27 protein-coding genes are annotated in these 25,256 nt (G+C 71.1%); 25 read left to right on the forward strand and 2 right to left on the reverse strand.

Features of this window, described 5'->3' with window-relative positions; translation table 11 throughout:
• Nucleotides 1-163 precede the first annotated feature (163 nt).
• Nucleotides 164-2,047, forward strand: coding sequence for an ATP-dependent zinc metalloprotease FtsH (gene ftsH, locus AMK26_RS12540; RefSeq protein ID WP_073754582.1), 1,884 nt, complete (start codon nucleotides 164-166; stop codon nucleotides 2,045-2,047).
• A 10-nt stretch (nucleotides 2,048-2,057) separates the two neighbouring features.
• Here ftsH and AMK26_RS12545 read toward each other — a convergent pair whose 3' ends face one another.
• Nucleotides 2,058-2,918: a methyltransferase domain-containing protein gene (locus AMK26_RS12545; RefSeq protein WP_198944040.1), complete on the reverse strand. Its 861-nt coding sequence runs from the start codon at nucleotides 2,916-2,918 to the stop codon at nucleotides 2,058-2,060.
• 745 nt (nucleotides 2,919-3,663) lie between these two features.
• Here AMK26_RS12545 and AMK26_RS12550 point away from each other — a divergent pair.
• The 17 genes from AMK26_RS12550 to AMK26_RS12630 all read left to right on the forward strand — a co-directional run bounded on the left by AMK26_RS12550 (nucleotide 3,664) and on the right by AMK26_RS12630 (nucleotide 16,518).
• Nucleotides 3,664-4,257 carry a hypothetical protein gene (locus AMK26_RS12550; protein ID WP_198944041.1) on the forward strand — a complete coding sequence of 198 codons (594 nt, stop codon included), beginning with the start codon at nucleotides 3,664-3,666 and terminating at the stop codon, nucleotides 4,255-4,257.
• A gap of 155 nt (nucleotides 4,258-4,412) precedes the next feature.
• A complete protein-coding gene (gene rpsP / locus AMK26_RS12555) occupies nucleotides 4,413-4,856 on the forward strand; it encodes a 30S ribosomal protein S16 (protein ID WP_073754583.1) in 444 nt (147 codons plus the stop codon).
• 2 nt (nucleotides 4,857-4,858) lie between these two features.
• Nucleotides 4,859-5,098 (forward strand): RNA-binding protein, encoded by a 240-nt coding sequence (locus AMK26_RS12560; RefSeq protein WP_005311361.1) that lies wholly within the window; start codon nucleotides 4,859-4,861, stop codon nucleotides 5,096-5,098.
• A 94-nt stretch (nucleotides 5,099-5,192) separates the two neighbouring features.
• Nucleotides 5,193-5,741 carry a ribosome maturation factor RimM gene (gene rimM / locus AMK26_RS12565; protein WP_073754584.1) on the forward strand — a complete coding sequence of 183 codons (549 nt, stop codon included), beginning with the start codon at nucleotides 5,193-5,195 and terminating at the stop codon, nucleotides 5,739-5,741.
• Nucleotides 5,741-6,562, forward strand: coding sequence for a tRNA (guanosine(37)-N1)-methyltransferase TrmD (trmD, locus tag AMK26_RS12570; protein WP_073754585.1), 822 nt, complete (start codon nucleotides 5,741-5,743; stop codon nucleotides 6,560-6,562). Before rimM ends, trmD begins: the two co-directional genes overlap by 1 nt.
• Nucleotides 6,563-6,690: 128 nt before the next feature.
• On the forward strand, nucleotides 6,691-7,041 hold the full coding sequence (gene rplS, locus AMK26_RS12575; protein WP_073754586.1) for a 50S ribosomal protein L19: 351 nt from the start codon (nucleotides 6,691-6,693) through the stop codon (nucleotides 7,039-7,041).
• A 34-nt stretch (nucleotides 7,042-7,075) separates the two neighbouring features.
• Nucleotides 7,076-7,837 (forward strand): signal peptidase I, encoded by a 762-nt coding sequence (gene lepB, locus AMK26_RS12580; protein ID WP_073754587.1) that lies wholly within the window; start codon nucleotides 7,076-7,078, stop codon nucleotides 7,835-7,837.
• Nucleotides 7,830-8,921, forward strand: coding sequence for a signal peptidase I (lepB, locus tag AMK26_RS12585; RefSeq protein ID WP_073754588.1), 1,092 nt, complete (start codon nucleotides 7,830-7,832; stop codon nucleotides 8,919-8,921). Before lepB (AMK26_RS12580) ends, lepB (AMK26_RS12585) begins: the two co-directional genes overlap by 8 nt.
• Nucleotides 8,806-9,729 (forward strand): signal peptidase I, encoded by a 924-nt coding sequence (gene lepB, locus AMK26_RS12590; protein ID WP_073754589.1) that lies wholly within the window; start codon nucleotides 8,806-8,808, stop codon nucleotides 9,727-9,729. Before lepB (AMK26_RS12585) ends, lepB (AMK26_RS12590) begins: the two co-directional genes overlap by 116 nt.
• Before the next feature lie 102 nt (nucleotides 9,730-9,831).
• Nucleotides 9,832-10,572, forward strand: a complete 741-nt coding sequence (gene lepB / locus AMK26_RS12595; RefSeq protein ID WP_073754590.1) for a signal peptidase I — start codon at nucleotides 9,832-9,834, stop codon at nucleotides 10,570-10,572.
• Nucleotides 10,565-11,059 (forward strand): NUDIX hydrolase, encoded by a 495-nt coding sequence (locus tag AMK26_RS12600; protein ID WP_073754591.1) that lies wholly within the window; start codon nucleotides 10,565-10,567, stop codon nucleotides 11,057-11,059. The genes lepB (AMK26_RS12595) and AMK26_RS12600 overlap by 8 nt, the downstream gene beginning before the upstream one ends.
• A gap of 55 nt (nucleotides 11,060-11,114) precedes the next feature.
• Complete coding sequence (locus AMK26_RS12605; protein WP_005311352.1) at nucleotides 11,115-11,423, forward strand: DUF2469 domain-containing protein; 309 nt, start codon at nucleotides 11,115-11,117, stop codon at nucleotides 11,421-11,423.
• Nucleotides 11,424-11,541: 118 nt separating this feature from the next.
• Complete coding sequence (locus AMK26_RS12610; protein ID WP_073754592.1) at nucleotides 11,542-11,904, forward strand: YraN family protein; 363 nt, start codon at nucleotides 11,542-11,544, stop codon at nucleotides 11,902-11,904.
• Nucleotides 11,904-13,517 carry a YifB family Mg chelatase-like AAA ATPase gene (locus AMK26_RS12615; protein WP_073754593.1) on the forward strand — a complete coding sequence of 538 codons (1,614 nt, stop codon included), beginning with the start codon at nucleotides 11,904-11,906 and terminating at the stop codon, nucleotides 13,515-13,517. The genes AMK26_RS12610 and AMK26_RS12615 overlap by 1 nt, the downstream gene beginning before the upstream one ends.
• A 115-nt stretch (nucleotides 13,518-13,632) precedes the next feature.
• Nucleotides 13,633-14,802, forward strand: coding sequence for a DNA-processing protein DprA (gene dprA / locus AMK26_RS12620; protein ID WP_079277549.1), 1,170 nt, complete (start codon nucleotides 13,633-13,635; stop codon nucleotides 14,800-14,802).
• 265 nt (nucleotides 14,803-15,067) lie between these two features.
• A complete protein-coding gene (gene whiG / locus AMK26_RS12625; protein ID WP_073754594.1) occupies nucleotides 15,068-15,904 on the forward strand; it encodes an RNA polymerase sigma factor WhiG in 837 nt (278 codons plus the stop codon).
• Between the two features lie 53 nt (nucleotides 15,905-15,957).
• Entirely contained in the window at nucleotides 15,958-16,518 is a 561-nt protein-coding gene (locus tag AMK26_RS12630) for a TetR/AcrR family transcriptional regulator (RefSeq protein ID WP_073754595.1), read from the forward strand.
• A gap of 581 nt (nucleotides 16,519-17,099) precedes the next feature.
• Here AMK26_RS12630 and AMK26_RS12635 read toward each other — a convergent pair.
• The gene (locus AMK26_RS12635; RefSeq protein WP_073754596.1) at nucleotides 17,100-17,576 is read right to left on the reverse strand and encodes a M23 family metallopeptidase; all 477 of its coding nucleotides are present in this window, start codon (nucleotides 17,574-17,576) and stop codon (nucleotides 17,100-17,102) included.
• A 253-nt stretch (nucleotides 17,577-17,829) separates the two neighbouring features.
• Here AMK26_RS12635 and rpsB point away from each other — a divergent pair, with 253 nt between their 5' ends.
• From rpsB to AMK26_RS12670, 7 genes are all read left to right on the forward strand, one after another.
• Nucleotides 17,830-18,756 carry a 30S ribosomal protein S2 gene (gene rpsB, locus AMK26_RS12640; protein ID WP_073754597.1) on the forward strand — a complete coding sequence of 309 codons (927 nt, stop codon included), beginning with the start codon at nucleotides 17,830-17,832 and terminating at the stop codon, nucleotides 18,754-18,756.
• Between the two features lie 99 nt (nucleotides 18,757-18,855).
• Nucleotides 18,856-19,692: a translation elongation factor Ts gene (gene tsf / locus AMK26_RS12645; RefSeq protein ID WP_073754598.1), complete on the forward strand. Its 837-nt coding sequence runs from the start codon at nucleotides 18,856-18,858 to the stop codon at nucleotides 19,690-19,692.
• A gap of 159 nt (nucleotides 19,693-19,851) precedes the next feature.
• Complete coding sequence (gene pyrH / locus AMK26_RS12650; protein ID WP_073754599.1) at nucleotides 19,852-20,616, forward strand: UMP kinase; 765 nt, start codon at nucleotides 19,852-19,854, stop codon at nucleotides 20,614-20,616.
• Between the two features lie 154 nt (nucleotides 20,617-20,770).
• On the forward strand, nucleotides 20,771-21,328 hold the full coding sequence (gene frr / locus AMK26_RS12655) for a ribosome recycling factor (protein WP_064070288.1): 558 nt from the start codon (nucleotides 20,771-20,773) through the stop codon (nucleotides 21,326-21,328).
• Nucleotides 21,329-21,465: 137 nt separating this feature from the next.
• Nucleotides 21,466-22,521 carry a phosphatidate cytidylyltransferase gene (locus AMK26_RS12660; protein WP_443333156.1) on the forward strand — a complete coding sequence of 352 codons (1,056 nt, stop codon included), beginning with the start codon at nucleotides 21,466-21,468 and terminating at the stop codon, nucleotides 22,519-22,521.
• 272 nt (nucleotides 22,522-22,793) lie between these two features.
• Complete coding sequence (gene rlmN, locus AMK26_RS12665) at nucleotides 22,794-23,906, forward strand: 23S rRNA (adenine(2503)-C(2))-methyltransferase RlmN (protein WP_073754600.1); 1,113 nt, start codon at nucleotides 22,794-22,796, stop codon at nucleotides 23,904-23,906.
• Nucleotides 23,907-24,139: 233 nt separating this feature from the next.
• Nucleotides 24,140-25,234 (forward strand): thiamine ABC transporter substrate-binding protein, encoded by a 1,095-nt coding sequence (locus tag AMK26_RS12670; RefSeq protein WP_073754601.1) that lies wholly within the window; start codon nucleotides 24,140-24,142, stop codon nucleotides 25,232-25,234.
• The last annotated feature ends 22 nt before the right edge of the window (nucleotides 25,235-25,256 follow it).

The following is a 25,256-nucleotide window of genomic DNA, read 5'->3' on the forward strand; positions in this document are numbered from 1 at the left end:
CCGTTCGTCCGTGTGAGGGCGGACGCCCCTCGGTTCGTCGGGGAGCGCCTCCGCCCGACGGGCGCGCCTGCTCCTGAACCGGGCCCCGCGCGTCGGCCATACGGGGGGTGGACGCCCCGGCGTCCGTAATGCCGCTTTCGTTCGCCTCTCGCATCATGGCTGCGTGGCCGATTCCGTACCCCCGCGCGACCGTACCGACCAGCCCTGGCGCTCCGAGGGCGCACCGCCTCCACCGCCTCCGCGCAAGAGGATGCCGGGCTGGATGGGGCTGCTCCTCGCCGCGGTGGCCGTCTTCGTCCTCACCAACCTGGCCCTGTCCTACTTCGGCGACGGCGACGAGCGGACCATCTCGTACACCGAATTCAGCCAACAGGTTTCGGACGGCAACGTCACAAAGATCTACTCCAAGGGCGACGCCATTGAGGGGGAGCTGAAGAACAAGCAGCGCTTCACCACCCAGCGGCCGGCGTTCGCCGACGACAACCTCTGGGCCGAGCTGACGAAGCAGAAGGTCACCGTGACGGCCGAGCCGGTCGTCGAGAAGCCGAGCTTCCTCGCCAACCTGCTGTTCTCACTGGCGCCGATCCTGCTGCTCGTCGTGCTGTGGCTGTTCATCGCCCGGCGGATGAGGGGCGCCGGGTTCGGCGCGGGCGGCATGCTCGGCCGCAAGGCGCCGCCCAAACCCGTCGAGCTGGAGGTGGGGCAGCGGACCACCTTCGCCGACGTGGCGGGGATCGACGAGGTGGAGGGCGAGCTCAACGACGTCGTCGACTTCCTGAAGAACCCCCAGGCCTACCGCAGGATGGGCGCCAAGATGCCGCGCGGCGTGCTGCTGTCCGGCCTGCCCGGCACCGGCAAGACGCTGCTGGCGCGGGCCGTGGCGGGCGAGGCGGGTGTGCCGTTCTTCTCCGCGTCCGCGTCCGAGTTCATCGAGATGATCGTGGGCGTGGGCGCCTCACGCGTACGGGAACTCTTCAACGAGGCCCGCAAGGTCGCGCCCGCGATCATCTTCATCGACGAGATCGACACCATCGGACGCGTACGCGGCGGCGGCGCCGCCATGGGCGGACACGACGAGCGCGAACAGACGCTCAACCAGATCCTCACCGAGATGGACGGCTTCTCCGGCTCCGAGGGCGTCATCGTCATCGCGGCCACCAACCGCGCCGACGTCCTTGACCCGGCGCTGACCCGCCCCGGCCGCTTCGACCGGATCGTCCACGTCAGCCCGCCCGACCGGGGCGGCCGCGAGGCCATCCTCCGGATCCACACCCGTGACATCCCGCTGGCCGACGACGTCGACCTCACCCAGGTCGCCCGTACGACACCGGGCATGACCGGCGCCGAACTGGCCAACCTCGCCAACGAAGCCGCCCTCCTCGCGGTCAAGCGCCGGCAGCACCAGGTCACCCGCTCGGACCTCTCCGACGCGCTGGAGAAGGTCCAGCTCGGAGCCGAACGCGCGCTGGTCATGCCCCTGGAGGAACGGCGCCGTACCGCGTACCACGAGAGCGGGCACGCGCTGCTCGGCATGCTCCAGCCCGGCGCCGACCCGGTCCGCAAGGTCACCATCGTCCCGCGCGGGCGGGCCCTCGGGGTGACCCTGTCGACGCCGGACGCCGACAAGTACGCGTACACGGAGGACTATCTGCGCGGCCGCATCATCGGGGCGCTCGGCGGCATGGCGGCCGAGCACATCGTCTTCGGGGTCATCACGACGGGCTCGGAGAGCGACCTGGAACAGGTCACCAACATCGCGCGCGGCATGGCCGGCCGCTGGGGCATGAGCGAGCGGGTCGGCCGGCTCAGCGCCATCCCCGGCGACGCGCAGCAGGCGTACGGGCTGTCGGCGGCGCCCGCCACGCTGGACGCCGTCGCCCACGAGATGCGCCGCATCGTCGACGAGTGCTACGAGAGCGCCTGCCGACTGCTCCAGGAGCACCGCGCCAGGCTGGACGCGCTGGCGGCGGCGCTCCTGGAGAACGAGACCCTGGAGGAGGAGGACGCCTACCGGGCCGCGGGCATCCCCCGTCTCGCCAAGGAGTAGCCCATGGCCGTCAGGGCGTCCTGGCGACGAGGTAGCGGAACACGTTGGGCATCCATACGGTGCCGTCGGGGCGCACATGCGGGTGGAGGGCCTCGGTGACCTCCTTCTCCACCGTCGCCTGGTCCGAGGCGGCCACCGCCGGGTCGAACAGGCCGGTCGAGAACAGCCCGCGTACGGCGCTGTCCATGTCCGCGTACCCGAACGGGCACGCCACCCGTCCCGAGCCGTCCGGCCTGAGCCCGGCCCGCGAGGCCACCTCCTCCAGGTCGTCCCGGAGGGCCGGACGCCAGGTCGCGCCCGTGCGCAGCCGCTCGGTCAGCCGGCCCGCCACCCGCAGCACCGCGGAGGTGGCGCACCGTTCCGGCGGGCCCCAGCCCGCCAGCACCACCGCGCTGCCCCGCTCGGCCAGCCGTACGGCGGCCGCGAGGGCGGGCGCCAGCCCGTCGGAGTCACCCGCGGAGCAGCCGATCGGCTGGAAGGCGGTGATCAGGTTGTACGCCGGACGGGTGGGATCCGCGGCGTCCGCGGGCCCGCCGTACAGCAGTCTCGTCTCGCCGCAGCGGTGGGTTTCACGCCCGCCCGCGTCGGGGAGCAGCCGCTTACGAGCCAGGTCCACGCGCGCGTGGTCCGTGTCGACGCCCGTGACCTGCGCGCCGCGCGCGGCGGCCATCAGCAGGGCGAGGCCGGAGCCGCATCCGAGACCGAGCAGCCGCGTCCCGGTACCGACCTCCAGGTGCTCGTACACCGCCTCATAGAGCGGGACGAGCATCCGTTCCTGGATCTCCGCCCAGTCGCGGGCACGGCCGGGCGCATCCGAAGCCGGAGGGGCCGAGGCCGGGTGGGGGTGGTGCTGGACGAGCATAGGTGTCATCGAAAGCGCCCCAATCCGCCGAGAGTCCATCTGTGCGTCTCTGCCCTGATTGACAGCCCCCGTGTACGTGCGCTCGCACTCCCCGTAGCCAGGGAACTCCGCATCCGCCCCCAAGTCCAGGGGTCGGGGAGCAATGCTTGCGTGCCCCGGTTGTGCGCCCCCGAGTGCGGCACGAACCACCTCCCATAGTGGCGGCGCCCTGCGAATCCCGCCATGCCAGGACGGCGCCGAGGGACCGCCGGCCCCCGTGGCCTGGGCCCTTGGCGCGCTTCCCGGCCGGGCCATCGGCCCAGGTCCTGGCCCGGGTCACGGCCCGGGTCACGGCCGGGCTCCCGGCCGGCCGGGTCCTGGCCGGAACCCCGGCCCGGGTCCTGGCCAGCTCCTGGTCCGGTCCCGATCTCTGTCCCGACCTCGCCCTGACCGGCGGAGGAGCCGCCCGGTGCCGGCCGACGCGGGGGCGGTCGGCCGCGCCGGGAACGGCCCCGGTACTGTCGGCTCCGTACACCGCTCGGGGCCCGCCCGCGCGCCCTCCACGACCCGGGGGCGGCGACCGGCGCACGGCGGTCGGCTACGCGCCGGGGCGTACGCGCCGCTACGTACCACCTTGATGCGAGCTGCGCGGCTTCTCCGCAGATCAGCGCACTGGCCCTCGTCAGGACGCATCAACGGCAACTGACGGGTACGTGCAAATTATTTGGGATGCCCCGGAATGGAACCCGGCGGCACTCCGGCTCGTTGTCACGACGTGAGCACGACACCACCTGTTCTCGCCGCAGAGCTGGCACAGGCGTGGGCCGACATTCAGCGGCACCACCCCGAGCTGCCCGATCTTGCCGCGCCCGAATCCCTGATCGGAGAGTCGTCGTCCGCGTGTGGCGCCGAGCTCTCCTTCGAGCGACTGCTCCATGAGGCAGTCCATGGCATCGCCGCCGCGCGAGGCGTCCGGGACACCTCGCGCGCCGGTCGCTACCACAACCGCAGATTCCTGGCGATCGCCGAGGAGATGGGCCTGGACCACTCCGAGGAGCCGCACCCCAGCAGCGGTTTCTCCCTGGTCACGCTCAGCCCCGAGGCCAAGCGCCGGTACCGCCCGACCATCGAGCGGCTGCAGCGCGCCCTCAAGGCGCACACGGTCGCCACGGCCGCGGACACCAAGCGCTCCTTCCGTGGGCCGGCCGCCCGGCACGGCTCCTCCGGTGGTGGCGTACGCGTCAAGGCCGTGTGCGACTGCGGTCGCAACGTCCGGGTCGTGCCCTCGGTCCTCGCGCAGGCGCCCATCGTGTGCGGCGGCTGCGGGAAGCCCTTCCGTATCCCGGAAGCCGTGGGCGCGGCGAGCTGACCGCGCGTGATGTGGCACAATGGCTAGCTGTACTCGACAGTCGAACAGGACCCCTCTCTCCTCCGGCTGACGCGTCCATCGGGCACTCGAGTACCGCAACCCCACGCGGCATCACGTTGTGCCCAACCACGTCAAGACCAGGAGACACCACACCCGTGGCAGTCAAGATCAAGCTGAAGCGTCTGGGCAAGATCCGTTCGCCTCACTACCGCATCGTCGTCGCCGACTCCCGTACCCGCCGTGACGGCCGGGCCATCGAGGAGATCGGCCTGTACCACCCGGTGCAGAACCCGTCGCGCATCGAGGTCGACTCGGAGCGTGCGCAGTACTGGCTGTCCGTCGGCGCCCAGCCGACCGAGCCGGTCCTCGCGATCCTGAAGCTCACCGGCGACTGGCAGAAGGCGAAGGGCCTCCCGGCCCCGGAGAAGCCGCTGCTGGCCCCGGCCGCCAAGGAAGACAAGCGCGCCTCCTTCGACGCCTTCGCCAAGGCGCTCGAGGGCGACGACACCAAGGGTGAGGCCATCACCCCGAAGGCGAAGAAGGCCGACAAGAAGGCGGACGAGGCCGAGGCCGCGTCCACCGAGTCGACCGAGGCCTGAGCATGCTCGAGGAGGCTCTCGAGCACCTCGTGAAGGGCATCGTCGACAACCCCGACGACGTGCAGGTCGCCTCGCGCAACCTGCGCCGTGGGCGGGTGCTCGAGGTCCGGGTCCACCCCGACGACCTCGGCAAGGTGATCGGCCGTAACGGCCGCACCGCGCGCGCTCTGCGTACCGTCGTGGGCGCCATCGGCGGCCGTGGCATCCGCGTCGACCTCGTCGATGTGGACCAGGTCCGCTGAACACGTTGGCTGTTTTCGCTTAAATGCGCCGGCACGGGCCGGGGAGGGCTTCGGGCCCACCCCGGCCCGTAGTCGTTGTCGTAAAGGAGAGGTAGTGCAGCTGGTAGTGGCACGGATCGGCCGCGCCCATGGCATCAAGGGCGAGGTCACCGTCGAGGTGCGTACGGACGAGCCAGAGCTGCGGCTCGCGCCCGGTGCCGTACTGGCCACGGACCCGGCCTCCGCCGGGCCGCTGACCATCGAGACCGGCCGCGTCCACAGCGGCCGGCTGCTGCTGCGCTTCGAGGGCGTACGGGACCGCAACGCCGCCGAGGCCCTGCGCAACACGCTGCTGATCGCCGACGTGGACCCGGACGAGCGTCCGGAGGAGCCCGACGAGTACTACGACCACCAGCTCATCGACCTGGACGTCGTCCTCGCCGACGGCACCGAGGTCGGCCGGATCACCGAAATCTCGCACCTGCCCTCCCAGGACCTGTTCGTGGTGGAACGGCCCGACGGCAGCGAAGTCATGATCCCGTTCGTCGAGGAGATCGTCACCGACATCGACCTCGACGAGCAGAAGGCGGTCATCACCCCGCCGCCGGGACTCATCGACGACCGCGCCGAGATCGTGTCCACCCGTGACGAGGACGGGTCCTGATGCGGCTCGACGTCGTCACGATCTTCCCCGAGTACCTGGAACCGCTGAACGTCTCCCTCGTCGGCAAGGCACGCGCGCGCGGTCAGCTCGACGTCCACGTACACGATCTGCGCCGGTGGACCTACGACCGGCACAACACGGTCGACGACACCCCCTACGGCGGCGGCCCCGGCATGGTCATGAAGACAGAGCCCTGGGGCGACGCCCTGGACGACGTCCTGGCCTCCGGCTACGAGACCGGCGCCCACGGACCCGTACTGGTCGTCCCCACGCCCAGCGGCCGGCCCTTCACCCAGGAACTGGCCGTCGAGCTCTCCCAGCGCCCCTGGCTGATCTTCACCCCGGCCCGGTACGAAGGCATCGACCGCCGTGTCATGGACGAGTACGCCACCCGGATACCGGTCTACGAGGTGTCCATCGGCGACTACGTACTGGCCGGCGGCGAGGCCGCCGTCCTGGTCGTCACCGAAGCCGTGGCGCGCCTGCTGCCCGGCGTCCTGGGCAACGCCGAATCCCACCGGGACGACTCCTTCGCCCCCGGCGCGATGGCCAACCTGCTGGAAGGCCCCGTCTACACCAAGCCGCCCGAGTGGCGTGGCCGCGGCATCCCCGACGTCCTGCTCAGCGGGCACCACGGCAAGATCGCGAGGTGGCGGCGGGACGAGGCGCTGCGGCGTACCGCCCGCAACCGGCCCGATCTGATCGAGCGCTGCGACCCCTCCGCGTTCGACAAGAAGGACCGCGAAACCCTCTCCCTGCTGGGCTGGGCACCGGAACAAGGTGGCCGATTTTGGCGCAGGCCCCAGGACGTGGAAGAATAGGCCGCTGCTGTACGTCCGGCGTGCGCCCCTGCCACAGGGGGACACGACGCCCGCCCGACTCAGCGCCCCTTTTCTCCTTATCGATATTCCGTTGATGACCTGTGGCATCAGCGAGGAAGCAGACACACATGTCTCACGTGCTCGACGCTGTCAACTCCGCGTCGCTGCGGACCGACGTCCCGGCGTTCCGTCCCGGTGACACCGTGAACGTCCACGTCCGCGTCATCGAGGGCAACCGCTCCCGTATCCAGCAGTTCAAGGGTGTCGTCATCCGCCGCCAGGGTTCGGGCGTCAGCGAGACGTTCACCGTCCGCAAGGTCTCCTTCTCCGTCGGCGTCGAGCGCACCTTCCCGGTGCACAGCCCGATCTTCGAGAAGATCGAGCTCGTGACCCGCGGTGACGTCCGTCGCGCCAAGCTGTACTACCTCCGTGAGCTGCGCGGCAAGGCCGCGAAGATCAAGGAGAAGCGCGACAACTGACCGTCACAGGAGGGCCGGATACCATCTGGCTCCGATGGACACCGAAGCACAGCACACAGAGCGCGGCCGTTCCTCCGAGAAGGAGGAGCGGTCGCGCTCCGTGCGTTTCCGGCCCTCGCGGCTCTCCTGGCGGCGTGCCGGGCTGATCGGGCTCGCCTGTGCGGTCTTCCTGCTGCTGTTCAGCCACTTCGTGGTGCAGCCCTTCCAGATCCCGAGCGGCTCCATGGAACCCACCCTCCGGATCGGGGACCGGGTGCTGGTGAACAAGGTGGCGTACCGTTTCGGTTCCGAGCCCGCGCGCGGGGACGTGGTCGTCTTCGACGGCACCGGGTCCTTCGTCCAGGAGGCACCGGAGCAGAACCCGGTCGCCGGGCTGCTGCACGGCGCGGCCGCCGCACTCGGCCTCGCCGAGCCGGCCGACACCGACTTCGTCAAGCGCGTCGTGGGGGTGGGAGGCGACCGCGTGAAGTGCTGCGACGAGGGGGGAAGGGTCGAGGTGAACGGCGTACCCGTGGACGAGGACTACCTGTACCCCGGTGACGCGCCCTCGCGGGTGCCCTTCGACATCGTCGTACCCCCGGGCACGCTGTGGGTCATGGGGGACCACCGCAGCCACTCGCGCGACTCCCGCGACCACCTCGGCTCCCCGGGCGGCGGCATGGTCCCCGTGGACCGGGTGATCGGACGGGCGGACTGGATCGGCTGGCCGTTCGGGCGCTGGTCGGAGGTGGAGCCCACGGGCGCCTTCCGCGACGTACCGGAGGCGGCGGGAGCGGCGGGCGGGGGCCATGGGTAACCGCGGCAAGCAGGGCAGCCACCGGGCCGACACCCGGCTGCCCACCGGCTCACGTCCCACGGACGGCGCCCGGCCGCTGCCCGGGCGCGCGGAGCGGCGCAAACTGGCCCGCAAGGTCAAGCGGCGCCGGCGCCGGTCGGCCGTCAAGGAGATACCCCTCCTCATCACCGTGGCGCTGCTCATCGCGCTCGTTCTGAAGACCTTTCTGGTGCAGGCCTTCGTCATCCCGTCCGGCTCCATGGAGCAGACGATCCAGATCGACGACCGGGTCCTGGTGGACAAGCTCACCCCGTGGTTCGGCTCCAAGCCGCAGCGCGGGGACGTCGTCGTCTTCAAGGACCCGGGCGGCTGGCTCCAGCAGGAGCAGACGCCCAAGAAGGACGACCCGGTCGTCGTCAAGCAGGTCAAACAGGCCCTGACCTTCATCGGCCTGCTGCCGTCCGAGGACGAACAGGACCTGATCAAACGGGTCGTCGCGGTCGGCGGGGACACCGTCAAGTGCTGCGACCAGGACCGCAGGGTCACCGTCAACGGCGTACCGCTCACCGAACCGTATCTGCACCCGGGAGACGTCCCCTCGACCATCCCGTTCGAGGTGAAGGTGCCGGCCGGGAGGATCTTCGTGATGGGGGACCACCGGTCGAACTCGGCGGACTCGCGGTTTCACCTGAACGAGGCGTTTCAGGGAACGGTCTCGCAAGAGGAGGTCGTCGGGCGGGCGGTCGTCATCGCCTGGCCCTTCGACCACTGGCGCAGCCTTGAGGAACCGGACACTTTCGCGTCCGTTCCGGACTCGCGGACCGGGACTGCGACGGCGCTCGGCGCGTCGCATAGTGTGTCCTCTCGGAATGTGAACGGATTGACCGGGCTCCCGACCCCTGCGGAACTCCCGCTCGTTATGGGAGTGGTGGGCCTGCCCCTGCTGTGGGGCCGGCGGTTGCACGGAGTGAGGAGTGGATGTGGGGGATTTGGCGGTCGGCGCACGATCCGGACACGACGAGCCCGAGGAGAGGCCCGAGAAGTTCGGCGAGGCTTCGTCGTCCGGTTCCGCCGGGGAGCCCCCATCCGAGACGGGTCCGACTGACGGCGACACCGCCGAGGACGGCGGCCTCGAGGAGCCGAGGAAGCCCCGTTCCTTCTGGAAGGAACTGCCGCTGCTGATCGGTATCGCGCTGCTCCTGGCGCTGCTGATCAAGACGTTCCTGGTGCAGGCGTTCTCGATTCCCTCGGAGTCGATGATGAACACGCTCCAGCGCGGCGACCGGGTGCTGGTCGACAAGCTGACCCCGTGGTTCGGCTCCGAGCCGGAGCGCGGCGAGGTCGTCGTCTTCCACGACCCGGGCGGCTGGCTGGAGGGCGAGCCCACCCCCGAGCCCAACGTGGTGCAGAAGTTCCTGAGCTTCATCGGACTGATGCCGTCCGCCGAGGAGAAGGACCTGATCAAGCGGGTCATCGCGGTCGGCGGCGACACCGTGAGCTGCAAGAAGGGCGGCAAGGTCGTCGTCAACGGCAAGCCGCTGGACGAGACCACGTACATCCACCCCGGCTCCACGCCGTGCGACGACGAGCCGTTCGGGCCGATCAAGGTGCCCGAGGGCCGTATCTGGGTGATGGGCGACAACCGTCAGAACTCGCTGGACTCCCGCTACCACCAGGAACTGCCCGGCAGCGGCACGATCGCCGACGACCAGGTCGTCGGGCGGGCGGTCGTGGTGGCCTGGCCGGTCACCCGCTGGTCCACCCTTCCGGTCCCGGACACGTTCGACCAGCCGGGGCTCAGCACCGCGGCGGCCGCGACCGCCGCCGCGGAGATGGCCGGGCCGGGCGCGCTGGGGCTCGCCGGGGCACTGCCGGTGATCCTGTGGCGGCGGAAGCGGCGTACGGCGGCGTAACGGCCGACCGACGGTCGGCTTGTGGTCGGCGTACCGCCGGGTAGGGCACCGCGGGTAGGGTGCCGTCCCAGATCGTGGATCTGGCGAAGGCGGGAGCGCGCGATGAGCAGGAACGTCACGACGGGCGACGGCCACGGCCGTCTCGGCAGCGTGCTGTCGGGGCTGGCCGTGGCCGTCGGCTGTGTGCTCTTCCTCGGTGGGTTCGCCTGGGGAGCGGTCCAGTACCAGCCGTACACCGTGCCGACCGACTCGATGGCCCCGACCGTCGTCGCGGGGGACCGCGTGCTGGCGCAGCGGATAGACGGCTCCGAGGTGCGGCGCGGTGATGTGGTGGTGTTCAGGGACTCGTCCTGGGGCGATCTGCCGATGGTGAAGCGGGTCGTGGGCGTGGGCGGTGACACGGTGGCCTGCTGCGGCAGCGGGGGCCGGCTCACGATCAACGGCAAGGCGGTTGAAGAACCGTATCTTCGCTCGGAGGGGCCCGCCTCCACGACGACGTTCTCGGCCTCGGTGCCCGAGGGGCAGCTCTTCCTGCTCGGTGACGAGCGAGGCAGCTCCCAGGACTCCCGCGTCCACCTCCAGGACCCCGGGCAGGGCTCGGTGCCGCGCAGTGCGGTGAACGCGCGGGTGGACGCCGTGGCGTGGCCGCTGGGCGCGATGGTGGAGCGGCCGCGGAGCTTCGCGGCGCTGCCGGGCGGTGTGTCGCGGCCCGGTCCGGTGAAGCTGGTGGCCGGGTCGGTGGTGGCCGGGGCGGTGCTGGTCCTCGGCGGTGCGGCGTACGGGCCGGTCGCCAGGGTCCTGTCGCGGTCTCGGCCGCGTACCGGGGCGGGCGCGCATGGCTGAGGAGCCGCGGAAGGTCGCGCGGGTCCTGCTGCTCGACCCCGACGACCGGATCCTGCTGCTGCACGGGTACGAGCCGGACGACCCGGCCGAGACCTGGTGGTTCACCCCGGGCGGCGGGGTGGAGGGCGACGAGACGCGCGAAGAGGCCGCGGTACGCGAGCTGGCCGAGGAGACCGGGCTCACGGATGTGGAGCTGGGCCCGGTGGTGTGGCAGCGGTTCTGCTCGTTCCCGTTCGCCGGGCGGCGCTGGAACCAGGACGAGTGGTACTACCTGGCGCGTACGCGGCAGCCCGCGGCGGCGGTGGCCCTGGCCGACCCCACGGAGCTGGAGGCGCGCAGTGTCACAGGGCTGAGGTGGTGGACCTCCGCCGAACTGTCGGCGGCCCGTGAGACGGTGTACCCGACACGACTCGCCGAGCTGCTCCGCACGCTGCTCGACGAGGGACCCCCTGCTACGCCAGTGGTGCTGGCCCCGGAAATCGTCTAGGGGCGCAGGAGACTGGAGCACAATAGGGGGACGCACGGCTGAAGGGGAACATGCCATGAGCGCCGAGGACCTCGAGAAGTACGAGACCGAGATGGAGCTGAAGCTCTACCGGGAGTACCGCGATGTCGTCGGTCTGTTCAAATATGTGATCGAGACCGAGCGTCGCTTCTACCTCACCAATGATTACGAGATGCAGGTGCACTCGGTCCAGGGCGAGGTGTTCTTCGAAGTGTCCATGGCGGACGCGTGGGTCTGGGACATGTATCGGCCGGCGCGGTTCGTCAAGCAGGTACGCGTTCTCACATTCAAGGACGTGAACATCGAGGAGCTCAACAAGAGCGACCTGGAGCTGCCCGGCAGCTAGCTCTTGGTTGGCGTTCACCGGTGTGGGTGACGAGGTTTTCCACAACCGGTCGGTTATCCACCAAGATCCACAAGTCCGGCGCCGACGCGTCACAGTCGGTGCCGGAGGTGGTGCCGAAATGAACGCGACGGGGGCACTGGGGCGGTACGGCGAGGAGCTGGCCGTCCGCCGGCTGGGCGAGGCCGGGATGGCCACGCTCGCCCGGAACTGGCGGTGCGGGCGGGCCGGGGAGATCGACATCGTCGCCCGCGACGGCGACACGGTGGTCATCTGCGAGGTCAAGACCCGCAGAGGGGGCGGCTTCGAGCACCCCATGGCCGGAGTGACGCCCGCCAAGGCGGAGCGGCTGCGGCGGCTGGCGCAGTGCTGGCTGGAGCGGCACGGCGGGCCACCGCCCGGCGGGGTGCGCATCGATCTGGTGGGGGTACTGCTGCCCCGGCGCGGCGCGCCCGTCGTCGAGCACGTGCGGGGGGTGGCCTGATGGGGTTCGCCCGGACATGCTCGGTTGCCCTGGTCGGCGTCGAAGGCGTGGTCGTCGAGGTCCAGGCGGACCTGGAGCCGGGCGTCGCGGCGTTCACGCTGGTCGGGCTGCCGGACAAGAGCCTGACCGAGAGCCGCGACCGGGTGCGGGCGGCGGTCGTCAACTCGGGCGCGGAATGGCCGCAGAAGAAACTGACGGTCGGGCTCAGCCCGGCCTCCGTACCCAAGGGCGGCTCGGGCTTCGATCTGGCGGTCGCCTGCGCGGTACTGGGCGCGGCCGAGCGCATCGATCCCCGGACCATCGCCGACCTGGTGCTCATCGGGGAGCTCGGCCTCGACGGCCGGGTCAGACCCGTCCGGGGCGTGCTGCCGGCGGTGCTCGCCGCCGCCGAGGCCGGCTACCAGCAGGTGGTCGTCCCGGAGCGGACGGCGGGAGAGGCCGCGCTGGTGCCGGGCGTCTCGGTCCTCGGCGTCCGTACGCTACGGCAGCTGATCGCCGTGCTCGCCGACGAGCCGGTGCCGGACGAGGAGCCCGCCGAGGCGGGGCGGCCCGACGCCATACTGGCCGGGCTGCTGGTCCCCGGCGCCGGCGTGGGCACCGGACTGAGCCCAGACCCCGCCGACGGGCCCGACCTCGCCGACGTCGCGGGGCAACGGGCGGCGCGCGTCGCCCTGGAGGTGGCGGCGGCCGGCGGCCATCACCTGCTGCTGTCCGGCCCGCCGGGCGCGGGCAAGACCATGCTGGCCGAGCGGCTGCCGAGCGTCCTGCCGCCGCTGACCCGCCAGGAGGCCCTGGAGGTCACCGCGGTCCACTCGGTGGCGGGCCTCCTGCCGCCGGGCGAGCCGCTCGTGCACCGGCCGCCGTACTGCGCGCCGCACCACTCCGCCACCATGCAGTCCCTGGTCGGTGGCGGCAACGGCCTGCCGAGACCGGGCGCCGTCTCCCTCGCTCATCGAGGGGTGCTCTTCCTCGACGAGGCGCCCGAGTTCTCCGGCAAGGCGCTGGACGCGCTGCGGCAGCCCCTGGAGTCCGGCCATGTGGTGGTGGCGCGCAGCGCGGGCGTGGTGCGGCTGCCGGCGCGGTTCCTGATGGTGCTGGCAGCCAACCCGTGCCCGTGCGGGCGGCACACCCTGCACGGGGCGGGCTGCGAATGCCCCGCGTCGGTGATCCGCCGCTACCAGGCCCGGCTGTCCGGACCGCTGCTGGACCGGGTCGACCTGCGCGTCGAGGTGGAAGCGGTCAGCCGCTCGGACCTGCTGGGCCAGGGCGGGCGCGGCGAGTCCACCGACGCCGTCGCCGCGCGGGTGCGGGACGCCCGGGCGCGCGCCGCCGCCCGCCTGGACGGCACGCCGTGGAACGTCAACTGCGAGGTGCCCGGACACGAACTGCGCACCCGCTGGCAGGTCGCCCCCGGCGCCCTCGCCGCCGCCGAGCGGGACATCGAACGGGGCCTGCTCACCGCGCGCGGCCTGGACCGGGTCCTCCGCGTCGCCTGGACGATCGCCGACCTCGCCGGCCGCGACCGCCCCGGCCCCGCCGACGTCCACCTGGCGCTGGAGCTCCGCACCGGCATCGCCCGGGGTGTGCCCATGGCGGTCGGGGACGCACCGTGACCGGGAGCGGGGAGGTGGTGCGGGGTGGCGCCTGCCCCGGGCGGGGGCGGCGGAACCGGATCGGGGAGGGCGGCTGCCCAACGGGGGTGCGAACGGCTTGCGATGGGGGAGAGGCATGGCTGAGAAGGTGACGGAGGAAGAGCGGTGGGCGCGGGCGGCGTTGACGCGGGTCATCGAACCGGGTGATGAGCACGGCGGGCGCTGGCTGCGGCAGCTGGGGGCCGTGGAGTTGTTGCGGCGGCTGACGTCGGTGCCGTACGACGACAGCGCGCTCACCGGCGCGAGCGAACAGCGGATCCAGGGCCTCCGGACGCGGGCCGCGCGGGCCGAGCCGGACCGGGACCTGGCGGCGGTGGACGCGTGCGGCGGGCGGTTCGTCGTGCCGGGCGACCCCGAGTGGCCCAGCCAGCTCGACGACCTCGGGGACGGCCGGCCCGTCGGCCTCTGGGTGCGCGGCCGGCCCGACCTCCGCCGCTGGGCGCTGCGCTCCGTCGCCGTCGTCGGGGCGCGAGCCTGCACACCGTACGGGGCGCACATGGCGGCGACCCTCGCCTCGGGCCTCTCCGAGCGCGGCTGGGTCGTCGTCTCCGGCGCGGCGTTCGGCGTCGACGGCGCCGCCCACCGGGGTGCGCTGGCCGCCGGCGGGGCGACCGTCGCCGTGCTGGCCTGCGGGGTCGACGTGGCCTATCCGCGCGGCCACGCCAAGCTGATCGGGCGTATCGCGGAACAGGGCCTGGTGATCGGCGAGTTGCCGCCCGGCGCCCATCCGACCCCCGGCCGGTTCATCCTCCGCAACCGCGTGATCGCCGCGCTCACCCGAGGGACCGTCGTCGTCGAGGCCGAGTACCGCAGTGGCTCCCTGGTGACCGCCCGCGCCGCGCAGCAGCTCGGCCGGTTCACCATGGGCGTCCCAGGCCCGGCCACCAGCGGCCTCTCCGCGGGCGTGCACGAGCTGCTGCGCGGCGGGGCCGAGCTGGTCACGGACGCCGCGGAAGTCGCGGAGCTGGTCGGGGAGATCGGCGACCTGGCCCCGCCCCGGCGCGGGCCCGTCCTGCCCAGGGACCTCCTCGACCCGGTCAGCGCACGCGTGCTCGAAGCCCTGCCCGCACGAGGGAGGACCGCCACCGGGAACGACATCGCGCGTGACGCCGGCACCAGCGTTGACGCGACGCTCGCCAGGCTGTACGAACTCCACTCCCTCGGTTTCGTCGAACGCCATGGCGACGGATGGCAGTTGACGGCCGCGGCGGTACGTCGCCCGAACGCCCGGCGAGGCGGTGCTTGACCCGCAGCATTCGGGTGAAAAGGTGATGCGGATGACCCTCGTAGCTCTCTCGGCGACACCCGAGGGGCCGACGCGCGCGCAGTCGGCCCCGTGGGCCCCATTCGAAGATGCGGCCGACGGCACGCCCTCGCGGAGTCACGATCGAGGGGCCTTCGCTCACTGCGACTCCTCAGTCACGCTACGCTCACCAGAATTACCCCCTCCGCATTCCCCCCTCATTCCCCCGTCCCCACTCACACCTCAGCAGAACGGCTCAAGGCGACGCATGCCCCAGCACACCTCCGGGTCCGACCGCGCAGCGGTGCCCCCCGCTGCCCGGGGCACCGTGCGCCCGCCCGCACCCTCGTCGCTCGACGAGCTGTGGCGGTCGTACAAGGACACGGGCGACGAGCGGCTGCGGGAACAGCTGATCCTGCACTACTCGCCGCTGGTGAAGTACGTCGCGGGCCGGGTGAGCGTCGGTCTGCCGTCCAACGTGGAGCAGGCGGACTTCGTGTCGTCCGGGGTCTTCGGACTCATCGACGCGATCGAGAAGTTCGACATCGGGCGGTCGATCAAGTTCGAGACGTACGCCATCACCCGGATCCGTGGCGCGATGATCGACGAACTGCGGGCGCTGGACTGGATCCCGCGCTCGGTGCGGCAGAAGGCGAGGGCCGTGGAGCGCGCGTACGCCACCTTGGAGGCCCAGCTGCGGCGCACCCCCTCCGAGAGCGAGGTCGCCTCGGAGATGGGCATCGCCCTGGAGGAACTGCACGCGGTTTTCAGCCAGTTGTCCCTGGCGAACGTCGTCGCCCTGGAGGAGCTGCTGCACGTCGGCGGCGAGGGCGGCGACCGGCTCAGTCTCATGGACACGCTGGAGGACACCGCCGCCGACGACCCCGTCGAGGTCGCCGAGGACCGCGAGCTGCGGCGGCTGCTCGCCCGCGCCATCAACACCCTGCCCGAGCGCGAGAAGACGGTCGTCACGCTGTACTACTACGAGGGTCTGACCCTGGCCGAAATCGGCAACGTGCTGGGGGTCACCGAGAGCCGCGTCAGCCAGATCCACACCAAGTCGGTCCTCCAGCTGCGGGCAAAGCTGGCCGATGTAGGACGGTGACGTCGAACGGGCGGCCGTAAAGTGGAGCCGTGCCCAGGATTCGAGCGGCCTCCGTGGCCGAGCACCGGACCATGCAGCGCGGCGCCCTGCTGGACGCCGCGCGTTCCCTGCTGTCCGAAGGCGGGACGGAAGCGCTGACCTTCCCCGCCCTCGCCGAGCGAACCGGCCTGGCCCGGTCGTCCGTGTACGAGTACTTCCGCTCCCGCGCCGCCGTCGTCGAAGAGCTGTGCGCCGTCGACTTCCCCGTGTGGGCGGCGGAGGTCGAGTCGGCGATGGAGCGGGCGGACACGCCCGAGGGCAAGGTCGAGGCGTACGTCCGCACCCAGCTGGACCTCGTGGGCGACCGGCGCCACCGGGCGGTCGTCGCGATCTCCGCGAGCGAACTGGACGACGGCGCGCGGGAGAAGATCCGCGCGGCGCACGGTGGCCTGGTCGCCATGATCGTGGAGGCGCTGGCGGAGCTGGGGCAGGAGCAGCCGCGGCTGGCCGCGATGCTGCTGCAGGGCGTGGTGGACGCCGCGGTGCGCCGCATCGAGCTCGGCGCGGCGGAGGACCCGGGCTCCATCGCCGACACGGCCGTCGCGATGGCGCTCCGGGGCGTGCGGGGCGCGTAGCGCTTGCCGTCCGTGCTTGGCGGGCGGGCCTGCGACGCGGGCTGCGGCGCGGGCTCCGGCCCGGTGCTCGGGGCGGCGCCTGCCGGTGGGTGGGGGTGTGGCCCCTCCGGGCTCACCTCCTCGAGGCCGGCGGCCTTGGGTCTCGGCGGTAGGGAGCCCGTCCGACGCCTCCCCCAAGCTCTCGGCTTCGCTCGAGCAGGGGGGACCCCCATCCTCTGCGGGGGCGACCCTGCACGGCCACACCCCGGTCGTACGCCGTCTGCGGGCCGGTGGTCTTACGAAGACGGCGAGGAGGGGCCGTGCAGGGTCGCCCCCGCAGCGGTTGGCGGCGGGATACGGCCACGTGAGTGCTCGGGCACCCCGCCGACCGCGAGGAGGTGAGCCCGGAGGGGCCCCGACCTTGGCCCACCGGCCGCAGGCGACTTCGCCCGCGCGCCGCACGGCATCCCGCCCTGACCGGGCCCGCCGGCCGCAGGCGACTTCGCCCGCGCGCCGCACGGCACCCCGTCCCGACCGGGCCCGCGGGTTGCAGGCGACTTCGCCCGCGCGCCACACGGACATGCACCCGGGCGTGGGTTCGGTCAGCCCGGATCGGTGAGGGGCAGCAGGCGGGACGGCGGGCGGTGGAGGAGGGAGAGGGGGTTGAGGTACGTGTCGGCCCGGCGGAGGCCCCAGTGGAGGCACCGTCGGGTGCAGTGGGAGTCCGGGTCGGGGGACACGACGGCCACCACCTGGCCCGCCGCGACGTCGGTGCCCGGGCGGACCAGGGGGCGGACCGGTTCGTAGGTGGTGCGCAGCGGCGGGGTGCCCGTGGACGGGTGGGTGACCGACAGGACGCCACGGCCCGCAACCGGGCCCGCGAAGGAGACCCGGCCGGCCGCCGCCGCGCGGACCTCGGTGCCCGGCGGGGCGGCGAGGTCCACGCCGCGGTGGCCCGGACCGTACGCCGAGGCGGGAGGCTCCCAGCCCCGCACGATCGCCGGGCGCGGCGGGCCCACCGGCCAGGCGGCGGTGATGAGGGCGGAGGAAAGGACCAGGGCGAATACGGTGGAGTACATGAGCCGAATGTGGCGCAGGCGTACGCGACCGCGCTGATCTTGGACCCGATCTGTGGACTACCCGCCGGTTGTGGACAGCGCCGTCACCCACCGCTGCCAGGGTCCCGTACACTTCTTCTGGCGACCCGGGCCACCGGGTCGACTTCGCACGCCCCGCCACCACCCTCAAAAGTCGTGGCAGCGCTCTTCGGTCCACTCGTGGCACGGCGCGTCGGGGCGTCAGGACATAACCGAGAACCAAGGAGATACGGCCATGGCCGTCGTCACGATGCGGGAGCTGCTGGAAAGCGGCGTCCACTTCGGTCACCAGACCCGTCGCTGGAACCCGAAGATGAAGCGCTTCATCTTCACCGAGCGCAACGGCATCTACATCATCGACCTGCTCCAGTCGCTGTCGTACATCGACCGCGCCTACGAGTTCGTCAAGGAGACCGTCGCGCACGGCGGCTCCATCATGTTCGTCGGTACCAAGAAGCAGGCCCAGGAGGCCATCGCCGAGCAGGCGACGCGCGTCGGCATGCCGTACGTCAACCAGCGCTGGCTGGGTGGCATGCTCACCAACTTCTCCACCGTCTACAAGCGCCTTCAGCGTCTGAAGGAGCTCGAGGCGATTGACTTCGAGGACGTCGCCGCGTCCGGTCTGACCAAGAAGGAGCTTCTCGTGCTGTCGCGCGAGAAGGCCAAGCTGGAGAAGACCCTCGGTGGTATCCGCGAGATGCAGAAGGTGCCGAGCGCCGTCTGGATCGTCGACACCAAGAAGGAGCACATCGCCGTCGGTGAGGCGCGCAAGCTCCACATCCCGGTCGTCGCGATCCTCGACACCAACTGCGACCCCGACGAGGTCGACTACAAGATCCCGGGCAACGACGACGCGATCCGCTCCGTCACCCTGCTCACCCGCGTGATCGCCGACGCCGTCGCCGAGGGCCTCATCGCCCGCTCCGGCGCCGCGACCGGCGACCAGAAGCCGGGTGAGAAGGCCGCCGGCGAGCCGCTGGCCGAGTGGGAGCGCGACCTGCTCGAGGGTGAGAAGAAGGCGGACTCCGACGAGGCTGCCGAGAAGCCGGCCGAGGCCGCTGCGGAGGCTCCGGCCGAGGCCCCGGCCGCCGAGGCTGCCGAGGCTCCCGCCGCCGAGGCTCCGGCCGCCGAGGCTCCGGCCGCGGACGCCGAGCAGGCCTGACCCTTTCAGGTTCGGATGACGGCGGGGGCCCACAAAGCCCCCGCCGTCCACCCGTAGATCTTCGTAGATCTTCCAGACTTCGAGAGAGACTTACAGATCATGGCGAACTACACCGCCGCTGACGTCAAGAAGCTCCGCGAGCTCACCGGCGCCGGCATGATGGACTGCAAGAAGGCGCTGGACGAGTCCGACGGCAACGTCGACAAGGCCGTCGAGGCCCTGCGCATCAAGGGCCAGAAGGGCGTCGCCAAGCGCGAGGGCCGCTCCGCCGAGAACGGCGCCGTCGTCTCCGTGATCGCCGACGACAACACCTCCGGTGTCCTCGTCGAGCTGAAGTGCGAGACGGACTTCGTCGCCAAGGGCGAGAAGTTCCAGAGCGTCGCCAAGGCCCTCGCCGAGCACGTCGCCAAGACCTCCCCGGCCGACATCGAGGCGCTGCTCGCGTCCGAGATCGAGCCCGGCAAGACCGTCCAGGCGTACGTCGACGAGGCCAACGCCAACCTCGGCGAGAAGATCGTCCTGGACCGCTTCGCGCAGTTCTCCGGCGGTTACGTCTCGGCGTACATGCACCGCACCATGCCCGACCTGCCCCCGCAGATCGGTGTCCTCGTCGAGCTCGACAAGGAGAACGCCGAGGTCGCCAAGGGCATCGCGCAGCACATCGCCGCCTTCGCCCCGAAGTACCTCTCCAAGGACGACGTCCCGGCCGAGGTCGTCGAGGCCGAGCGCCGCGTCGCCGAGGAGACCACCCGCGCCGAGGGCAAGCCCGAGGCCGCGCTCCCGAAGATCGTCGAGGGTCGCCTCAACGGCTTCTTCAAGGACGCCACCCTCCTGGGTCAGCCGTACGCGCTCGACAACAAGAAGTCCGTCCAGAAGGTCCTGGACGAGGCCGGTGTCACCCTGAAGCGCTTCAGCCGCATCAAGGTCGGCATCTGAGCCGGTACGCGCTCGACACGGGAGCCCGCTAGGGTTTTCCCAGTGGACGGTCGGTCGCGTGAGCGCCGGCGGCCACAGATCTGACGAGGAGGCCATTGCCGTAGGGACAACCACACCCACCGGCAATGGCCTTCTTCGTATGTGCACGAGGAGATCTCCATGAACCAGGGCGCCGCACAGGGCGACGACAACACCGGTAAAAAGGCCGGCCGCTTCATGCTGAAGCTGTCCGGCGAGGCGTTCGCCGGCGGTGGTGGCCTCGGCGTCGATCCCGACGTCGTACACGCCATCGCACGCGAGATCGCCGCGGTCGTCCGCGACGGCGCGGAGATCGCGGTCGTGATCGGCGGCGGCAACTTCTTCCGCGGCGCCGAGCTTCAGGTACGTGGCATGGACCGGGCCCGCTCCGACTACATGGGCATGCTCGGTACGGTCATGAACTGCCTCGCCCTCCAGGACTTCCTGGAGAAGGAGGGCATCGACTCGCGGGTCCAGACCGCCATCACCATGGGGCAGGTCGCGGAGCCGTACATCCCGCTGCGCGCCGTGCGCCACCTGGAGAAGGGCCGCGTCGTGATCTTTGGCGCCGGTATGGGCATGCCCTACTTCTCCACCGACACCACCGCGGCCCAGCGTGCCCTGGAGATCGACGCGGAAGCGCTCCTCATGGGCAAGAACGGGGTGGACGGCGTCTACGACTCCGACCCCAAGGCCAACCCCGACGCGGTGAAGTTCGACGCGCTGGAGTACGGCGAGGTGCTCTCCCGCGACCTCAAGGTCGCCGACGCCACCGCCATCACCCTCTGCCGCGACAACAACCTGCCGATCCTCGTCTTCGAGCTGCTCGCGGCGGGCAATATCGCGCGGGCCGTGAAGGGTGAGAAGATCGGCACTCTCGTGAGCGACCAGGGCACCAGGACCTGACCCCCGGATCCACCGGGGGCTCCGGCCCCCGGGGTGCCCCGCGAGGGGATGGACAAAGCCCTGCCGGTCGGACACCGTGCAGGGGACAGACGCGACGCAGGTTCCGCAGCCCTTTGTTACGCCGGGCCTACTCATAGACACGCAGGAGCAAGTGGTGATCGAAGAGACCCTCCTCGAGGCAGAGGAGAAGATGGAGAAGGCCGTCCTGGTCGCCAAGGAGGACTTCGCCGCGATCCGTACCGGGCGTGCGCACCCGGCCATGTTCAACAAGATCGTGGCCGACTACTACGGTGCCACCACGCCGATCAACCAGCTGGCGTCGTTCTCCGTGCCGGAGCCCCGCATGGCCGTGGTGACCCCGTTCGACAAGAGCGCGCTGCGCAACATCGAGCAGGCCATCCGCGACTCGGACCTCGGCGTCAACCCGAGCAACGACGGCAACATCATCCGTGTGGTGTTCCCCGAGCTCACCGAGGAGCGCCGCCGCGAGTACATCAAGGTCGCCAAGGGCAAGGCCGAGGACGCCAAGATCTCGATCCGCTCGGTCCGCCGCAAGTCCAAGGAGACGATCGACAAGTTCGTCAAGGACGGCGAGGTCGGCGAGGACGAGGGCCGCCGCGCGGAGAAGGAGCTCGACGACACCACCGCGAAGTACGTCGCGCAGGTGGACGAGCTGCTCAAGCACAAGGAAGCCGAGCTGCTCGAGGTCTGATGAACGACTCTTCCTGGGGGGCCCCGCCGAGAGGCGGTCCATGGGGTCCGCCCGACCAGGGGTACCACCCGGGGTTCGCTCCGGCAGCCCCGGCGGGTCCCGCCTACGACGGGCATGAGGCACAGCAGACTCGGCCCATGCCCATCGTGCCCGACGTCCCCGCCGGTGGAGACACCGGCGGTGGCCAGGACGACCGCGACCGGGGGACCGCTCCGCTGAGCGGTCCCCCGTTCCGTGACGAGACGCGGCAGCGGTGGCAGCCGCAGCCGCAGCCGCAGCAGCCGGAGAATCCGCAGAATCCGCAGGAGCCCATGCCCAGCTCGCCGTCGGGAGCGCCGCAGCCTCCGGAACAGCCCCGTCCGTCCGGCCCGCAGAAGAAGCGGGCCGGGCGGGACCTCAGGGCCGCCATAGGGGTCGGCGTCGCTCTCGGGACGGTGATCGTCGCGTCGCTGTTCATCTGGAAGGCCGCGTTCGTCGGCGTGATAGCCGTCGCGGTCGTGGTCGGGCTGTGGGAACTGACCTCCCGCCTGGAGGAGCGCAAGTCCATCAAGGCCCCGCTCGTGCCGCTCGCCGTCGGCGGCGCGGCCATGGTCGTGGCCGGGTACGTGCGCGGGGCGGAGGGCGCCTGGGTCGCCATGGCGCTCACCGCGCTCGCGGTGCTGGTGTGGCGGATGACGGAGCCGCCCGAGGGCTACCTGAAGGACGTCACGGCCGGCGTCTTCGCCGCGTTCTACGTGCCGTTCCTGGCGACGTTCGTGGCGCTGATGCTCACCGCGGACGACGGCCCCTGGCGGGTGCTCACCTTCCTGCTCCTGACCGTGGTCAGCGACACCGGCGCGTACGCCGTCGGCTGGCGCTTCGGCAAGCACAAGCTCGCGCCGCGCATCAGCCCCGGCAAGACCCGTGAGGGGCTGCTGGGCGCGGTGGCGTTCGCCATGGCGGCGGGCGCGCTGTGCATGGAGTTCGCCATCGACGACGGCACCTGGTGGCAGGGCCTGCTTCTGGGCCTCGCCGTCGCGGCCAGCGCCACGCTGGGCGACCTCGGCGAGTCGATGATCAAGCGGGACCTCGGCATCAAGGACATGGGCACGCTGCTGCCGGGTCATGGAGGCATCATGGACCGGCTGGATTCGCTGTTGCCGACAGCTCCGGTGGTGTGGTTGCTGCTGGTGGTCTTCGTCGGAACAGGCTGATGGCGGGCCATGGTGCCACGCGGCGGTAGCCGCACATGGGCACGGTATGGACCGGCTGGATTCGCTGTTGCCGACGGCTCCGGTGGTGTGGTTGCTGCTGGTGATGTTCGTCGGAACAGGCTGAACCGGCATCCGGTTACCCTGGAAGGGCTCGTCGCACCGTCGCGGCGGGCCCTTTCGGCCCCGCGGCCCACGCACGCGCGCGGGGATCATCCGGTGAGGTCTCCCGGCTCACGTACCGCGGCCTCGTCTTTACTGAGGAGTACCAGGTCATGCCACGCCCCGCACCGGGAGAGCTCACCTTCGTCGCCCCGCGCGGAGCCACGAAGCCGCCGCGGCACCTCGCCGACCTCACGCCCGCCGAGCGCAAGGAGGCCGTCGCCGCGATCGGTGAGAAGCCGTTCCGCGCCAAGCAACTGTCCCAGCACTACTTCGCGCGGTACGCGCACGACCCGGCCGAGTGGACGGACATCCCCGCCGCGTCCCGCGAGAAGCTCGCGGCCGAGCTGCTGCCCGACCTGATGTCCGTCGTACGGCACATCTCCTGCGACGACGACACCACCCGTAAGACCCTGTGGCGGCTCCACGACGGCACGCTCGTCGAGTCCGTCCTGATGCGGTACCCCGACCGCGTCACGATGTGCATCTCCTCGCAGGCCGGCTGCGGCATGAACTGCCCGTTCTGCGCCACCGGCCAGGCCGGGCTCGACCGGAACCTGTCCACCGCCGAGATCGTGCACCAGATCGTCGACGGCATGCGGGCGCTACGCGACGGCGAGGTGCCCGGTGGGCCCGCACGGCTCTCCAACATCGTCTTCATGGGCATGGGCGAGCCGCTGGCGAACTACAAGCGGGTCGTCGGAGCGATCAGGCGGCTCACCGACCCCGAGCCGGACGGGCTCGGGCTGTCGCAGCGCGGCATCACCGTCTCGACGGTCGGCCTCGTCCCGGCGATGCTCCGCTTCGCCGACGAGGGCTTCAAGTGCCGCCTCGCCGTTTCGCTGCACGCCCCCGACGACGAGCTGCGCGACACCCTCGTCCCCGTCAACACGCGCTGGAAGGTGCGGGAGGTGCTGGACGCCGCCTGGGAGTACGCGGAGAAGTCCGGCCGCCGTGTCTCGATCGAGTACGCCCTGATCCGCGACATCAATGACCAGGCCTGGCGGGGCGACCTCCTCGGCCGCCTCCTCAAGGGCAAGCGCGTCCACGTCAACCTGATCCCGCTCAACCCGACCCCGGGGTCGAAGTGGACCGCGTCCCGCCCGGAGGACGAGAAGGCGTTCGTCGAGGCCATCGCCGCCCACGGCGTACCGGTCACGGTGCGTGACACCCGCGGTCAGGAAATCGACGGTGCCTGTGGACAGCTCGCCGCCTCGGAGAGGTGAGCTTGTAGTCTGAGCTCGAACACACCTGCATATTCCGACAGGGGAGCGCCACAGCGCTGAGAGTGCGGCACACGCTTTTAAGACAAGCACAGCGGCCGCAGACCCTCTGAACCTCGCCCAGGTCATTCTGGGTAGGAAGTTCGGTCGTTACTCGAGCTGTTGCGCCCTGCCCACTTCCATGAGGGGGTGGGCAGGGCCGCGTCTCTTCCTGGTCATACCCAGGAGGAATCTCAGTGAGCACCACCAAGAAGATCGCGGTCGGCGCCGTCGCCGCCGCGCTGGGCGTCACCACGCTCACCGCCTGCGGCAGCGAGTCCGGCAAGGACGCCGGTGACGGCGGTACGAAGTCGAAGACCGTGACGCTCGTCAGCCACGACTCCTTCAACGCCTCCCCGGCCGTCCTGAAGGAGTTCACCAAGCAGACCGGCTACACCGTCAAGGTCCTCAAGAGCGGCGACGCGGGTGAGGCCGTCAACAAGGCCATCCTCACCAAGGGCGCCCCGCAGGGCGACGTCTTCTTCGGCGTCGACAACACGCTGCTGTCCCGCGCGCTCGACAACGGGCTGTTCGAGCCGTACGAGGCCAAGGGCCTGGACCGGGTCCCCGAGGCCGTCCAGCTCGACAAGGACAAGCACCGCGTCACGCCCGTCGACACCGGCAAGATCTGCGTCAACTACGACAAGAAGTACTTCGCGGACAAGAAGCTCGCGCCGCCGCAGACCTTCGACGACCTCGCCAAGCCCGCGTACAAGAACCTCCTCGTCGTGGAGAACCCGGAGCGGTCCTCGCCGGGTCTCGGGTTCCTGCTCGGCACGGCCGCCCAGTACGGCGACGACGGCTGGCAGGACTACTGGAAGAAGCTGAAGGCCAACGGCGTCAAGGTCGTCGACAGCTGGGAGCTCGCCTACAACCAGGAGTTCTCCGGCTCCGCCGGCGGCAAGAAGGCCAAGGGCGACCGGCCGCTCGTCGTGTCGTACGCCTCCAGCCCGCCCGTCGAGGTGCTGTACTCCGAGCCGCAGCCCGCCGAGGCGCCGACCGGCGTCTCCACCGGGACGTGCTTCCAGCAGACCGAGTTCGCCGGGCTGCTGACCGGCGCGAAGAACCCCGACGGCGGCAAGGCCCTCATCGACTTCCTGATCAGCAAGAAGTTCCAGGAGGACATGCCGCTGCAGATGTTCGTGAACCCGGTGGCGAAGGACGCGAAGCTGCCGGAGCTGTTCACCAAGCACGGCGCCAAGGTCGACAAGCCGCACACCGTCGCCCCCGAGAAGATCGCCGAGAAGCGTGACGGGTGGATCCAGTCGTGGTCCTCGCTCGTCCTGAGGTAGAGCGCAAGGCGCTGCGGGCGGG

The sequence above is a fragment of the Streptomyces sp. CB03234 genome (assembly GCF_001905885.1).
Classification (GTDB): domain Bacteria; phylum Actinomycetota; class Actinomycetes; order Streptomycetales; family Streptomycetaceae; genus Streptomyces.

What these genes read in the sequence shown, in the direction of transcription:
- dprA (WP_079277549.1), top strand. Translation starts at nt 13,633, where the DNA reads ATGGCTGAGAAGGTGACGGAGGAAGAGCGGTGGGCGCGGGCGGCGTTG.
- whiG (WP_073754594.1), top strand. Translation starts at nt 15,068, where the DNA reads ATGCCCCAGCACACCTCCGGGTCCGACCGCGCAGCGGTGCCCCCCGCT.
- AMK26_RS12610 (WP_073754592.1), top strand. Translation starts at nt 11,542, where the DNA reads ATGAACGCGACGGGGGCACTGGGGCGGTACGGCGAGGAGCTGGCCGTC.
- pyrH (WP_073754599.1), top strand. Translation starts at nt 19,852, where the DNA reads ATGAACCAGGGCGCCGCACAGGGCGACGACAACACCGGTAAAAAGGCC.
- AMK26_RS12660 (WP_443333156.1), top strand. Translation starts at nt 21,466, where the DNA reads ATGCCCATCGTGCCCGACGTCCCCGCCGGTGGAGACACCGGCGGTGGC.
- AMK26_RS12600 (WP_073754591.1), top strand. Translation starts at nt 10,565, where the DNA reads ATGGCTGAGGAGCCGCGGAAGGTCGCGCGGGTCCTGCTGCTCGACCCC.
- lepB (WP_073754590.1), top strand. Translation starts at nt 9,832, where the DNA reads ATGAGCAGGAACGTCACGACGGGCGACGGCCACGGCCGTCTCGGCAGC.
- AMK26_RS12560 (WP_005311361.1), top strand. Translation starts at nt 4,859, where the DNA reads ATGCTCGAGGAGGCTCTCGAGCACCTCGTGAAGGGCATCGTCGACAAC.
- rpsB (WP_073754597.1), top strand. Translation starts at nt 17,830, where the DNA reads ATGGCCGTCGTCACGATGCGGGAGCTGCTGGAAAGCGGCGTCCACTTC.
- rlmN (WP_073754600.1), top strand. Translation starts at nt 22,794, where the DNA reads ATGCCACGCCCCGCACCGGGAGAGCTCACCTTCGTCGCCCCGCGCGGA.
- AMK26_RS12545 (WP_198944040.1), bottom strand. Translation starts at nt 2,918, where the DNA reads ATGACACCTATGCTCGTCCAGCACCACCCCCACCCGGCCTCGGCCCCT.
- lepB (WP_073754588.1), top strand. Translation starts at nt 7,830, where the DNA reads ATGGGTAACCGCGGCAAGCAGGGCAGCCACCGGGCCGACACCCGGCTG.
- trmD (WP_073754585.1), top strand. Translation starts at nt 5,741, where the DNA reads ATGCGGCTCGACGTCGTCACGATCTTCCCCGAGTACCTGGAACCGCTG.
- AMK26_RS12615 (WP_073754593.1), top strand. Translation starts at nt 11,904, where the DNA reads ATGGGGTTCGCCCGGACATGCTCGGTTGCCCTGGTCGGCGTCGAAGGC.
- tsf (WP_073754598.1), top strand. Translation starts at nt 18,856, where the DNA reads ATGGCGAACTACACCGCCGCTGACGTCAAGAAGCTCCGCGAGCTCACC.
- AMK26_RS12635 (WP_073754596.1), bottom strand. Translation starts at nt 17,576, where the DNA reads ATGTACTCCACCGTATTCGCCCTGGTCCTTTCCTCCGCCCTCATCACC.
- rplS (WP_073754586.1), top strand. Translation starts at nt 6,691, where the DNA reads ATGTCTCACGTGCTCGACGCTGTCAACTCCGCGTCGCTGCGGACCGAC.
- AMK26_RS12605 (WP_005311352.1), top strand. Translation starts at nt 11,115, where the DNA reads ATGAGCGCCGAGGACCTCGAGAAGTACGAGACCGAGATGGAGCTGAAG.
- lepB (WP_073754587.1), top strand. Translation starts at nt 7,076, where the DNA reads ATGGACACCGAAGCACAGCACACAGAGCGCGGCCGTTCCTCCGAGAAG.